This window comes from Brevibacterium sanguinis, assembly GCF_039528855.1.
Taxonomy (GTDB): Bacteria; Actinomycetota; Actinomycetes; order Actinomycetales; family Brevibacteriaceae; genus Brevibacterium; species Brevibacterium sanguinis.
In genome coordinates this window covers 155605-168332 of sequence record NZ_BAAAMB010000006.1, presented here as the reverse complement: position 1 = coordinate 168332, position 12728 = coordinate 155605, and the positions used below count along the sequence as shown (strand labels likewise).

The following is a 12728-nucleotide window of genomic DNA, read 5'->3' as shown; positions in this document are numbered from 1 at the left end:
CGGGTGGCTGAGCGCCCTTCGTGTTGCTGGGGTCGTGCCGGCCGATGCGAGGTTCACCGGCCGACTCGGAGGTCACCGGCCCGCGCGCGGCTCAGCGGTGGCGGCGGATCATCGGTGGCGGCGGATCATCGTGACGATCCGGTAGTCGAACTCCTGCCAGCTGGCGATCGGCGAGCCCGCACGGAGTGCTGCGTCGAACTCCTCGAGCTCGGAGAACCGCGACTCGAGCGGCAGCTCGAGGTCGATCTCGGCGACGATGAGACCCGTCGGATCCGTGTCGACGACCTCGAGGCCGACGGCCCGCGGGTCGAGCTCGGAGTTCATGACGATCTGCAGGCGTCCCGGCGTGGGGGCGGGGATCTCCGGGGCCGCCTCGGCGTATCCCTGCTGTTCGCGCAGCTCCCGCTGGGCGGTGACGAGGAACTCCGCGTACGCCCCGATCCCGATGACCGGCAGGCGCGAGGTCAGCGCATCGGTGGCGACCTTGACGAGCCGAGACCGCGCCTTCCGGGTCAGCGGCGTGACGTCGCCGCCGGACATCGCGACCCCGTCGAAGCCGACGAGGGACTGCTCCTCATCGTTCTCGTTCGGGTTGAGGACCGTCATGTCGAGCCCGAACCGGCCGTACCACGGCCGGGTCACGCGCTCGCTCGCCTCGCCCCACCACGAGTAGAAGAGGAACGGCACGTTGATGCCGGCCTCCGAGTAGAAGAACGGCGACCGGCGCTCACCGGCGGTGACGGGGAACGGCACGTCGTTGCCGGCGACCGGGGCCGGGCACGCCGCGAACGCGGAGAACGCGAACGGGTAGTTGACCGCACGGTTGAAATCGACGACGAGCGACCCGTCGGCATTGGGAATGCCGAGGTCAAGGGTCCGCCAGGCTGCCGTCGACCGCCCGTTCGTCTCATCGTGGAAGTCGACTTGGAGTCCCGTCGCCGGGCATCCCGAGGCCACGAGCGACACCTCCCCGGCGGGCGTGGTGAACGTGACGGTGCCGACGAGCATCGTCTCGAGCGTGAGACCTTCCTGCGCCGAGGCGACCGGCCGGATCTCGGGTTCGTCGAACGGGGTGAAGCGGGCGAGGAAGACGAAGTTCCGGTTCGGATCGAAGACGGGAACCTCGACGAACTTCGCGAGCAGCGGCGATTTCGCGTCGCGGATGCGCACACCGAGGCGGCCGCCGCGTTCGATGAGCTCGTAGAGGACGTGGCCGACGGTGAACCAGTCGAGCGACCCACCGGTCGGCAGCTTCGCGCTGAACCCGTTGTCCTCGACCCTGACCTGGGGAGATTCCGGCAGCGGAATGTCATCGGCGCCGAGGCGGACGGCGGTCCGCGTCGACCCGGACTCCCAGCCCGCATCGGTCCCGGTGTTGGGATCGGAGTCTGTATCGAGACTGGTGCCTGCGCCGGTGTCGGCGAGACCGCGGGAGGTGGGGGCCGCCTCGGTGGGGGCACTGAGCAGATCGAAGGTCGCGGCCGCAGGACCGGCCTTCGTGCCGGGATCGAGCGCGAGGGTGACCCAGCCGTCGTCGCCGACGGTGAACGTTCCCGGCGCCCCCGGCCACGTCGACTCCTCGTCGAGCCAGTGGAGCCCGACGACGCTGAGCCATCCGAAGGGCGTCGCCAACGAGGAGTTCCGCGAGTCCCGCCACGTATTCCACTCGGCCACGAATTGGTTCACGTCGAACACTCCTCGCATTCTCACTCGTCGTTGCACGCTCACCCGCGCCGGTCGTCGACGTTCGGCGACCGCCGGCCACCCGGTGCGGGCGACCGCTGACCGTCCAAGTCGGGCGACCCTTTGCCACCCGGTTCAGGCGACCGCTGGCGCTCCGGCCCCTGTGGTCGAAGCTACCCCAAAGGATAGGCTGTTCAGATGAGCACTCCATCCACGGATCAGACAGCAAACGCGCAGGTCGCAGCCGACCTCTCCGCTTTCGTCACGGCCTCTCCCAGCTCCTATCATGCCACTGCCGCAGCGGCCGAGCGCTTCGACGCCGCCGGGTTCACCCGACTCGACGAACGTCAGCCGTGGACCCTCGAGGTCGGCCGCGGGTACTACGTCATCCGCGACGGCGCGATCATCGCCTGGATGGCTCCGACAGGGCCGGTTGACGCAGGAGAAGCTGACTCAGCGGACGCCGACTCGACCGCGAACGGGACGACCGCCTCGGCGGTGCCCCCGTTCCGGGTCTTCGGCTCCCACACCGATTCGCCGGCGTTCAAGCTCAAGCCCGGTGACGAGTTCGTCGCCGAAGGCGTGCGCCAGTTCGGCGTCGAGATCTACGGCGGCCCGCTGCTCAACTCGTGGCTCGACCGGGAGCTCGCCCTCGCCGGGCGCCTCAGCCTCGCCGACGGCCGCGTCGTCCTCGCCCGCACGCCGGCGATCGCGCGCATCCCGCAGCTTGCGATCCATCTCGACCGGCAGGTCAACGAGGGACTCACCCTCGACAAGCAGCGGCACACGACCCCGATCGTCGGTCTCGCCGAGCTCGCCGAGGCCGATGTCCTCGAGATCCTCGCCGCCTCCGCCGACGTCGATCCCGAGCTCATCGTCGGCCACGACGTCTACACGATCCCCGCGCAGGAGCCCGCGCTCTTCGGTGCCGCGGACGAGTTCTTCGCCTCCCCGAGGCTCGACAACCTCCTCTCCGTCCACGCCGGGGTGACCGCGATGACGTCCCTCGACGCCGAGGCGCTCGATGCGGTGGCCCTGTTCGCCGGGTTCGATCATGAGGAGGTCGGGTCGAACTCGCGCTCGGGCGCGAGCGGCCCATTCCTCTCCGACGTCACCGAGCGGATCGTCGCCGCCCTCTACCCGGAGGCGAACCGCAGTGACTACCTCGCCGCACTGGCCGCCTCGGTGTGCGTGTCCTCCGACGCCGGCCACGCCGCCCACCCGAACTATCCCGAACGCCACGACCCGCACGTGCGCCCGCGCCTGGGTGCCGGGCCCCTGCTCAAGCTCAACGCCCAGCAGCGGTACGCCACCGATGCCGTCGGCGCGGCGACGTGGGCCCGGGCCTGCGCGGCCGCCGGGGTCGAGTACCAGGACTTCGTCTCGAACAACTCGGTGCCGTGCGGGTCGACGATCGGCCCGCTGACGGCCACCCGCATGGGCATGACGACGGTCGATGTGGGACCGGCGCTCTACTCGATGCACTCGGCGCGGGAGATGTGCGCGATCAGCGACGTCGTCGCGCTCAGCGCGGTCGCGAAGACGTTCCTCCAGGGCGCGTGAGGGGCTGAGCGCAGGGGGCGAACACAGAAGGCGAGCACTCGCTGGTTCAACGCGGTGCCTCGTTCAACGCTGAGCCTCGTTCAACCCGGAGCCTCACTCAACACGGAGCGTGAAAATCGCGTCCCCAAAGACGCGATATTCACGCTTCGTGTTGAACGAGCGCCGGCGGATTCGCCGAAGTGCGGATATTCACGCTTCGTGTTGAACGAGCACTCTAGTGAACGAGGGCTCGCGCACGTCCGGGGACACCCTGTGAGCGAATCTGCGAGGGTGCCCCACGCGCACGATGCCGCAGGAAACCAGTGTCCGCTGGAGCGCGTCCGCTGGGCACGCTGAAAACTGAGCCGCAAAATCGCGCGCCCGCGGGTCCGCCGTCTCGCGCAGTGAACACCTGCCTCGGGTGATTTTGTGGCGGCGCCCACACCGTGATAGTCGTTGTGTGACCCCACGGGGGCCTTCGGAAGAGGGCTGAGATCGAGCTGAGACCGCTCGAGACCGTTGAACCTGATCCGGTTGATACCGGCGGAGGAAGAGAGGATTGCAGATGGCTGCGCCTACCCCAGAGACCACCCGTCCCACCGCTGCTCCGCGCCCGACGGCGCCGGCAGAGAACCCCGGGAGCACCCCCGCGGATTTCGCTCTCGAGCAGTACCCCACCCATTCCCTGGCCTGGGTCGAGGACCGTGAGCACGGCATCCGCGTGCCCGTCACCCGCATCGACCTCGACGACACGAACGGCCGCCCCAACGAGCCGGTCCACGTCTACCGCACCGTCGGGCCCGGCGCCGTCCCCGAACAGGGTCTGCCGCCGCACCGCGCGGAGTGGATCGCCGACCGCGATGACACCGAGGACTACGCGGCCCGTGGCCACCTTATCGAGGACGACGGGCGGGCAGCCGTCCGCCGCGGCGCGCCCTCCCAGCAGTGGCAGGGGCCCGACCGGACGCCTCGGCGCGCGAAGGCCGGACGCACCGTCACCCAGATGCACTACGCCCGGCAGGGCATCATCACCCCCGAGATGCGCTACATCGCGATCCGCGAGCAGTGCGACGTCGAACTCGTCCGCTCCGAGGTCGCCGCCGGGCGCGCGATCATCCCTTCGAACATCAACCACCCCGAATCCGAGCCGATGATCATCGGCAAGGCGTTCCTCGTCAAGATCAACGCGAACATCGGCAACTCGGCGGTGACGAGCTCGATCGCCGAGGAGGTCCAGAAGCTCCAGTGGGCCGCGAAGTGGGGTGCCGACACCCTCATGGACCTCTCGACGGGCAATGACATCCACACCACCCGCGAGTGGATCATCCGCAACTCCCCCATCCCCATCGGCACCGTGCCGATCTACCAGGCGCTTGAGAAGGTCGATGGCGACGCCGAGGCGCTGACCTGGGAGATCTACCGGGACACCGTCATCGAGCAGTGCGAGCAGGGCGTCGATTACATGACCGTCCACGCCGGTGTGCTGCTGCGCTACGTTCCGCTCACCGCCGACCGGGTGACCGGAATGGTCTCCCGCGGCGGGTCGATCATGGCCGGATGGTGCCTGGCACACCATGAGGAGAACTTCCTCTACACGCACTTCGACGAGCTCTGCGAGATCTTCGCGCAGTACGACGTCGCGTTCTCCCTCGGCGACGGGCTGCGCCCCGGCTCGATCGCCGACGCCAACGACGCCGCCCAGTTCGCCGAACTCGACACCCTCGCCGAGCTGACGAAGCGCGCATGGGAGCACGACGTCCAGGTCATGGTCGAAGGCCCCGGCCACATTCCGCTCCACCTCGTGCGGGAGAACGTCGAGCGTCAGCAGGAGCTCTGCGACGGCGCGCCCTTCTACACCCTGGGTCCGCTCGTCACGGACATCGCGCCCGGCTACGACCACATCACCTCGGCGATCGGGGCGACGGAGATCGCCCGGTACGGCACGGCGATGCTCTGCTATGTCACCCCGAAGGAGCACCTGGGACTGCCCGACCTCGACGACGTCAAGACCGGGGTGATCACGTACAAGATCGCCGCCCACGCCGCCGACGTCGCGAAGGGCCACCCGGGGGCGACGGCCCGGGACGATGCGCTGTCGAAGGCGCGGTTCGAGTTCCGCTGGCGCGATCAGTTCGCGCTCGGCCTCGACCCGGAGACCGCCGAGTCCTTCCACGACGAGACGCTGCCGGCGGAACCGGCGAAGACCGCGCACTTCTGCTCGATGTGCGGGCCGAAGTTCTGCTCGATGCGCATCTCCCAGGACATCCGCGACACGTACGGCAGCGCCGAGGCGCAGGCCGCGATCGCCGGCATGCAGGAGAAGAGTCGGGAGTTCCTCGCCGCCGGCGGTGAGGTCTATCTGCCCGAACCGACGATCGGCCCGCGGCAGGACTGAGGTCCCGGCAGGACTGAGCCCGCTCCAGGGCTGAGGCCCGGGCAGGTCTGAGGCACGGGCAGGTCTGAGGCACTGGCCGCTGGTGTCGGCGAGGTGGAGTCGGAGTGCCCGACCTCGCCGAGGTGGTCGCCGGGTGAGATCGGAGTACCCCAAATCGCTGGCTCGGTCGCCGGGTGGGGTCGGAGTGCCCCACTCCGCCGAGGCGGTCCCGGGGAAGCGCCTCGTCCCTGGGCTCTCGGTCGGCGCTCGTCCACCGCTGATAGGGTCGCTCTGTGTCCACTCAGCCCGCCGCGCCGCACGCTCCGAATCAGTCAGCGGAGCCGTCGTTCCGGGCGTCGTTCGACTGGTTCGCCCCGTATCTCATCGTCCTCGTGACGGGGCTGATCACCGTGGGCATCTACGCGCTGGCGTGGTGGAACGCGGGGTCGATCATTCCGCTGCCCGTCTTCGTCGCGCTCTTCTGCATCCCGGTGCTGCTCGGCTGGTGGATCTCCGGGGCCGCGTTCGCCACCGTCATCGGTCTCGCCCTGCGAGTCCATTGGGCGCTGCGCAGCGCGCTCACCCTCGTCATCTGTCTGTGTGCGACGATCGTCGTCCACTTCCTCATCATCGAGATGTTCAACACCGGCTTCTACGGGGTGCCGGCGATGTTCATCCCCGGGTGGATCTACTGACTCGTCGCTGACGAGCGCGAGCACGCGCCCGCCCGTGGTCACGGTCGCCTCGCGTCGACTCGCGCGCCGAGTTCACCCACCCGCTGGCGTTGCCCACGCTCACGCGCGTCCGCGCACTGACGCACGCCCCGGCCGCCTGCGTCCAGCAGCTGTCCGCATCGTGGATCCAGGCGGAGTGCGGATAGCGGGTGGTGCACGGCCCGCCATCCGCACTCCGCCGTGACCGAGAGCTGCTCGCCGCCTCGGCGCTGCCCCTCTGCCCTTCGGCGCCGGGCTCGCCGACGTGGCTCGTCTACTGGTTGAGTTCGTCGAGCGCGGTCTGCGAACCCGGGGCGAGCGGGATCGGCTCCGGCGGCATCGCCGTGTCGAGCTTGATGTCCTTCGCCGCCGCGTGGACCTTCTCGAGGTCGGCCTTCTTGTCGAAGATCAGCTTCGTCAGGGCGCACTGGGTGCCCTCGTCCATGTCGTTGCGGACCATGAGGACGTTGGGCGTGATGATCGTGTTGACCGCCCCGACGCCGGTGTACGTGTCGGCGGGGATCTCGGCGACCTCATAGACGGGGTTGATCTCCTTCATCTGTCCCTCGAGGGGGGAGATGTCGAGGAACTCGACGTCGCCGCCGTTGGAGGTGAAGAGGTCGGTGACGCCTGCCGTCGGCAGTCCCCCGGACCACACCATGCCGTCGAGCGTGCCGTCCTTCATCCCGTCGACGGTCTTCGCGAGGTCGAGCCGCTGCTTCGTGACATCGGCGTCGGCGAGGCCCGCGGATTCGATGAGGCGGTTGGCGATGACCTCGGTGCCGGACTTCGGGGAGCCCGTCGAGATCGTCTTACCCTTGAAGTCCTCGATCGTCTTGATGTTCGCATCCTTGCGGACGATGACCTGGGTGTAGTTGTCGTAGATGCGCGAGAGCGCGGAGATCTCCTCGGGCTCTTGGAAGTCCGCGTTGCCCGACACCGCGTCGGCGGCGGTGTCGGCGAGTGAGAAGGCGATGTCGTAGTCGCCGGCCGCCAGCTGCTGGAGGTTCTGCACCGAGGCTCCGGTCTCGGCGGCGGTCGCCTTGAGGTCCGTGTTGTCGGAGATGAGCTGGGCGAGACCGCCGCCGAGCACGTAGTACACGCCGGTCGAGTTGCCGGTCGCGATCGTGATCTGCCCGGACGCGGCCGTGCAGCCGTCTCCGCCCGAGGCCGCGGGCGTGTTCTCGCGTTTGCCGCCGCACGAACTCAGCGCGAGGACCGCGGCGACGGCGGCCGCGGTGACGGTGAACATCTTCGTTCTCTTCATGGGCTCTTCCCTTTCTCAGTGGTGGTCGGTGCGGTGCTGGTCGGTGCGGGGGTGGTCGGTGCGGTGCTGGACGATGGTGGGATCGAGGTCACGGGCATCGCTCACGACAGAGCCGCCTCGGCGGGGGTCTGGTCCGTCTGCCGGGGACGGCGGCGCAGGACGAGGTGGACGATGACGGCGAGGATCAGGGCGGTGAAGCCGACGATCATCGACAGCGGCTGGAGGTAGAGGAGGGCGCCGGCGGCGATGAAGCAGAGGATGCGCTCGGGCCAGCCCGCGCGGCGGATGATCCACCCGCCGGCGCCGGCGGCGAGCGCGGCGACGGCGAATGCGGAGACCACGCCCGTCCACAGCGCGCCGAGGAACCCGCCCTGGGCGACGAGCGACGCGCCCTCCGGGGTGAACGTGAAGGCCAGGGGCACGAGGAAGGCGGGGATCGCGTACTTGCACGCCTGCCACATCGTCGCGATGACGCGGCCTCCGGTGATCGCGGCCGAGGCGACGGCGGCGAGCGCGGTCGGCGGGGACACCTCGGAGAGGACGGCGTAGTAGAAGATGAACATCGCGGCCGCCGCCTCGGGGACGCCGAGGGAGATGAGGGCGGGTCCGACGATCACCCAGCTGATGATGAACGACGCGGTCACGGGCACGGCGAGGCCGAGGATCGTCACGGCGATCGCGGCGAAGATGCAGGTGAAGACGATGACGGCGGTGGGGTTCGTCGAGATCGCCTGCGCGCCCTTGACGAGGATGTCGGAGATGACCTGGCCGAGGCCGGTCTTCGTGATCGTCGAGACGATGATGCCGGCGGCCGCGCACACGCTGGTGACCGGCAGGACCGAGCGGATGCCCGTCGACAGGGCGCCGAAGATGACGTCCCAGATCGCGCGGAGGATCGCCTTCGGCTGCCCGCGGTGGGCGAGGACGATCTCGATGATGCCGAAGCCGATGCCCACCAGGGTCGCGTAGACGACGGCTTTGAACGGGGCCATGCCGAGGCCGAGGAAGACGACGATGATGCCGAGGGAGATGAAGTGGTAGAAGCCGCGTTTGAGGATCGGCCACGAGCGCAGGCCGGTGGGCGGGCGGTAGTCGACGTCGATCTTGCGGGAGTCGATCTCGATGGCGAGGAAGATGCCGAGGTAGTAGAGCAGGGTCGGCACGACCGCCCAGAGGAGGACGAGGCCGTAGGAGACGTTGAGGAGCTCGGCGATGATGAAGGCGGCCGCACCGAGGGTCGGCGGGGAGAGGATCGCGCCGATGCCGGAGGCGGCGAGCATGCCGCCGGCGTTCTCCTTCGGGTAGCCGGCCTTCTTGAGCACCGGCCAGGTGACCGCGCCGAGGGAGACGGCCGTCGCCGTGCCCGATCCCGAGACCGTGCCGAGCAGGAAGCCGGAGAGGGCGACGGTGCGCCCGGGGGCGGCCTTCGACTTCTTGAACAGGGAGAAGGAGAGGTCGATGAAGAAGCTCGCCGCTCCCGTCTTGTCGAGGACGGCCCCGTAGATCGTGAAGAGGACGATGTAGGTCGCGGCGACGTCGAGCGGGATCCCGTAGAAGCCGGAGGCGTCGTTGTAGAGGGCGTTGATGATCTGGTCGAAGTTCTGGCCGGCGTGCGAGCCGGGCCAGCCGACGGGGATGTAGGCGCCGTAGTAGCTGTAGAGGAAGAAGACGACGCAGAAGATCGGGAGGATGAGGCCGGTCGTCCGCCGCGTCGCCTCGAGGATGAGGAGCATGAGGATGCCGCCCATCGTCACGTCGAGCGGGTCGAGGGAGCCCTGCCGGTTGAGGAACTCGTTGAACCCGCCGGAGAAGAACGGCAGCACCGGGTAGGCGCAGGTGAGGAAGGTGAGGACGACGAGAATCCAGTCGATGACCGAGGGGTTGTCCGTGGTGCGGGCAGGCTTCGCTTTCCGTGCCGTCCCCGGCGCCGAGGTGGTCGCCTCCGCAGCGGCCTCCGCTGCATGCGCGCCCGCTTCCTTCCGCCGGCCGAACCCGGGGCGGTAGCAGATGAAGACGAGAGGCAGGACGAAGGCGAGGAACCACATGAGGTAGTACTGGTTGCCCTGCCGGAGCGGGAAGAACACCTGGTTGAGGACGTAGAGGGAGATGAGGAAGCAGACGATGCTCACACCCAGGTCGAGTCGGCGCGTGAGCCTGCGCTGCGGGAGTTCCTCGTCGTACTGGGCGATGAGGTCGTCGACGTTCGCTTGGGGAAGCGGACTGGTGGCAGTCGCGGACGGACGCTCGGACATCGGTGTCCCTTCGGTCTCTCTGGGCTGGCGGGCGAGGTGTGGGCGGTGGTGGTGCGGTTCGGTGTGCGGATGGCGTGGTGGCGTGTGGTGTCTGGTGTCGGTCGGCACGGGTCGGCTCACCTCCTCGTGGCGTCGACCGGCGCTGGTCACCGCACTTGGGAATGTGAGTTGACTCACAATATACCGAGAGGTCCTGCCGGTTCCGGCGGATCGGGACGATCGGGGCGGGATTTAGCGTGATCGTTACTCAGGGTGCCGCTATTCGGGACTTGGTGGGCGCCGGGGCGCCGAGCACGCATGAGCTGCCCGCCGATGCCGGCACCGCGCGTCGTTCAACACTTGCCGCGAAAAAGTCGTCTTCGGGGATCACTTTTTCCCGCCAACTGTTGAACGAGCGGCCACTGCCGCACGCAACCCGTCGATGTTCACGCCAACTGTTGAACGAGCGGCGCAGATGTCGCCCAGCCCCTGTGTAGGTTGGGACCATGGCCGAAACTCAGCGGGTCTTCGACGCGCACTTCCACATCATCGACCCGGCGCACCCGCTCGTCGAGAACAACGGGTATCTGCCCGACCCGTTCACGGTCGCCGACTACGTCGCGCGCGTCGGTGGACTCAGCGACAGCGGACGCGGCGGCCCTGACCCCGGAACCCGTGACCCCGACGGATTTGCCCCCGGCGCTCCCGCCAGCGCCGAACCCGGCCCCAGTGACCCCGGGACCCCAGATCCCAACGACGCCGAGCCCACCCCAGGCCTCAGCGATTCCTCCTTCGCCGTCGCCGGCGGCGCGATCGTCTCGGGGTCGTTCCAGGCCTTCGACCAGGGCTACCTCGTCGAGGCGCTGCGGCAGCTCGGCTCGACCTTCGCCGGAGTCACGCAACTGCCGGCCGACACGAGCGACGAGCGCATCCTCGACCTCGATGCCGCCGGCGTCCGCGCCCTGCGCTTCAATGTCGCCCGCGGCGGCTCCGCGGACCTGGACGACCTCGATCGCTTCGCCCGCCGGGTCCATGACCTCGCCGGCTGGCACACCGAGCTCTACATCGACGCGCGCACGATCGATCACGATCTTGCCGCCCGGATCGCGGCTCTTCCGGCCGTGAGCATCGACCACCTCGGGATGCACCGGGACGGCGTCGACACTCTCCTCCGCCTCGTCGCACGCGGCGTCAAGGTCAAGGCGACCGGATTCGGGCGGGTCGACCTCGACCCCGCCGAGGTGATCCGCCGCATCGTCGACACCGACCCGTCCGCGCTCATAGTCGGCACCGATCTGCCGTCGACGCGGGCTCGTCGCCCGTTCGCCGACACCGACTTCGACCTCGTCCGCGCGGTGCTCGCGCCCGCCGAAGTCGACGCCGTCTTCTGGTCCAACGCCGCCGACTTCTACCTCGGACGACGAGCCCGCACGAGCTGAGCCGGTACCCGTCCGGGACGGACCGAGAGTCGCCGGGGACGCTCCCGTCGCCGACCCGCTTTACTCGCCCACCCGTCCTATTCGGCGGCCCGCCTCTCATACGCCGCCCGGGCGAGCACATAGCCGAGCACGCCAAGGCCGACGATCCAGAGCAGCGAAATCCACCAGCCGCTGCCGAGCGGCGTGCCCATGAGCAGTCCGCGGATCGTCTCGATGATCGGCGTGAACGGTTGGGCGTCGGCGAAGATCTGCATCCAGCGCGGCATCGTGTCCGTGGGCACGAACCCGGAGCCGACCATCGGCAGGAGCATGAAGAGCATCGGCACATTGCTCGCCGTCTCGACCGACTTCGCCATGACGCCGAGTGCCACCGACAGCCAGCCGAGGGAGACGATGAGGAGGAGGCAGAAGCCGACGAGGCCCAGCCAGTCGAGTCCGTCCGCCGCCGGTCGGAAGCCGAGGATGAGCGCCAGACCGAGGACGATGAGGACGGCAGCGACCTGCTGCAGGCCATTGCTGATGACGTGACCGGCCATGACCGCGCCGCGCGAGATCGACATCGACCGGAACCGGGTGACGATCCCCTCGTTCATGTCCTGCGACATCGACAGCGCCGTCAGCTGCATGCCGCCGACGAAGGTGAGCACGATGATGCCCGGCATGACGTAGGCGAGGTAGTCACCGGAATCACCGCCGAGCCCCCGACCCAGGGTTCCGCCGAAGACGTAGACGAAGAGCAGGAGGATGACGATCGGGGCACCGACGAGGAACATGAACACCGGGTAGCGCACCGCGTGGACGAACTGCCGCTTGACCATCGTCGCCGTGTCCGCCCATGCCCAGCGGATCGGGTGGCGCGCCGGCTCAGGGGCTGCCGCGGTCAGCGGTGTCGTGGGGGTCTGAGTCATCGTTCGGTCCTTCCGTGTCGTGTCGAGGTGTCGGTCGGGTGGGTGCCATCGGTCCTCTCGCCGAGGCGGTCCACCGGATCCGCGGTCGCATCGGCTTCGTCGTCTCCGGTGTCGTTCGGGCCGGCATCGGCACCGGTCGAGCGTGCCCCGTGCCCGGTGAGCGCGAAGAAGACGTCGTCGAGGCTGGGCGTCTCCACGGTGAGTCCGCGCGGTTCGATGCCGGCGGACTCCAATCCGCCGAGGACCTGCCGCAGGTGTGCCGCTCCCCCATCACTGGGGACGGAGAGCGCGAGCGTCTCGGCCCGGCCGGCGGCCTGCGGCCAGAGGCTCTGCGCTCGATCGAGATCGGCCGCCGAGGCGAAGGCGAGATCGATGCGTCCGCCGGGGATGAGTCGTTTGAGCCCGGCCGGGGTGTCGTTCGCGACGATCTTCCCGCCGTCGAGGACGGCGATGCGATCCGCGAGCTCGTCGGCTTCGTCGAGGTACTGCGTCGTGAGGAAGATCGTCACCCCGGAGGCGACGAGCTCGCCGACGATGTCCCACATCGTCCGGCGACTGCGCGGATCGAGGC

Annotated in this window: 9 protein-coding genes and 1 riboswitch; of the genes, 4 read left to right on the top strand and 5 right to left on the bottom strand. The window is 68.9% G+C overall.

The features are described 5' to 3' along the window. Positions 1-108 precede the first annotated feature (108 nt). Entirely contained in the window at positions 109-1686 is a 1578-nt protein-coding gene (locus ABD154_RS07570; RefSeq protein ID WP_344250903.1) for a DUF1684 domain-containing protein, read from the bottom strand. Positions 1687-1881: 195 nt separating this feature from the next. Between ABD154_RS07570 and ABD154_RS07565 the strand changes: the two genes are divergently transcribed. The 3 genes from ABD154_RS07565 to ABD154_RS07555 all read left to right on the top strand — a co-directional run bounded on the left by ABD154_RS07565 (position 1882) and on the right by ABD154_RS07555 (position 6294). Continuing rightward, positions 1882-3246 (top strand): M18 family aminopeptidase, encoded by a 1365-nt coding sequence (locus tag ABD154_RS07565; protein ID WP_344250901.1) that lies wholly within the window; start codon positions 1882-1884, stop codon positions 3244-3246. A gap of 437 nt (positions 3247-3683) precedes the next feature. Next, positions 3684-3794, top strand: a riboswitch (TPP riboswitch). Continuing rightward, positions 3791-5620, top strand: a complete 1830-nt coding sequence (gene thiC, locus ABD154_RS07560; RefSeq protein WP_344250900.1) for a phosphomethylpyrimidine synthase ThiC — start codon at positions 3791-3793, stop codon at positions 5618-5620. Its footprint overlaps the riboswitch before it by 4 nt. Before the next feature lie 272 nt (positions 5621-5892). Next, on the top strand, positions 5893-6294 hold the full coding sequence (locus ABD154_RS07555; RefSeq protein ID WP_344250898.1) for a hypothetical protein: 402 nt from the start codon (positions 5893-5895) through the stop codon (positions 6292-6294). Positions 6295-6586: 292 nt separating this feature from the next. Here the strand turns inward: ABD154_RS07555 and ABD154_RS07550 are convergent, their stop codons facing one another. Both ABD154_RS07550 and ABD154_RS07545 read right to left on the bottom strand, forming a co-directional pair. Beyond that, positions 6587-7579, bottom strand: coding sequence for a TAXI family TRAP transporter solute-binding subunit (locus tag ABD154_RS07550; protein ID WP_344250896.1), 993 nt, complete (start codon positions 7577-7579; stop codon positions 6587-6589). Positions 7580-7680: 101 nt separating this feature from the next. Beyond that, a complete protein-coding gene (locus tag ABD154_RS07545; RefSeq protein ID WP_344250894.1) occupies positions 7681-9831 on the bottom strand; it encodes a TRAP transporter permease in 2151 nt (716 codons plus the stop codon). Positions 9832-10316: 485 nt separating this feature from the next. Here ABD154_RS07545 and ABD154_RS07540 point away from each other — a divergent pair, with 485 nt between their 5' ends. Next, entirely contained in the window at positions 10317-11249 is a 933-nt protein-coding gene (locus ABD154_RS07540) for an amidohydrolase family protein (protein ID WP_344250892.1), read from the top strand. 77 nt (positions 11250-11326) lie between these two features. Here ABD154_RS07540 and ABD154_RS07535 read toward each other — a convergent pair whose 3' ends face one another. Together ABD154_RS07535 and ABD154_RS07530 are read right to left on the bottom strand one after the other, a co-directional pair. Further along, the gene (locus ABD154_RS07535) at positions 11327-12157 is read right to left on the bottom strand and encodes an ABC transporter permease (RefSeq protein WP_344250890.1); all 831 of its coding nucleotides are present in this window, start codon (positions 12155-12157) and stop codon (positions 11327-11329) included. Beyond that, positions 12154-12728, bottom strand: a 575-nt coding sequence (locus ABD154_RS07530) for a DrrA family ABC transporter ATP-binding protein (RefSeq protein WP_486303274.1), incomplete at its 5' end; no start/stop codon positions are given. The genes ABD154_RS07535 and ABD154_RS07530, both read right to left, overlap by 4 nt.

Coding starts and splice junctions, on each gene's coding strand:
- ABD154_RS07545 (WP_344250894.1), bottom strand. CDS start 9,831: ATGTCCGAGCGTCCGTCCGCGACTGCCACCAGTCCGCTTCCCCAAGCG.
- ABD154_RS07535 (WP_344250890.1), bottom strand. CDS start 12,157: ATGACTCAGACCCCCACGACACCGCTGACCGCGGCAGCCCCTGAGCCG.
- thiC (WP_344250900.1), top strand. CDS start 3,791: ATGGCTGCGCCTACCCCAGAGACCACCCGTCCCACCGCTGCTCCGCGC.
- ABD154_RS07565 (WP_344250901.1), top strand. CDS start 1,882: ATGAGCACTCCATCCACGGATCAGACAGCAAACGCGCAGGTCGCAGCC.
- ABD154_RS07540 (WP_344250892.1), top strand. CDS start 10,317: ATGGCCGAAACTCAGCGGGTCTTCGACGCGCACTTCCACATCATCGAC.
- ABD154_RS07550 (WP_344250896.1), bottom strand. CDS start 7,579: ATGAAGAGAACGAAGATGTTCACCGTCACCGCGGCCGCCGTCGCCGCG.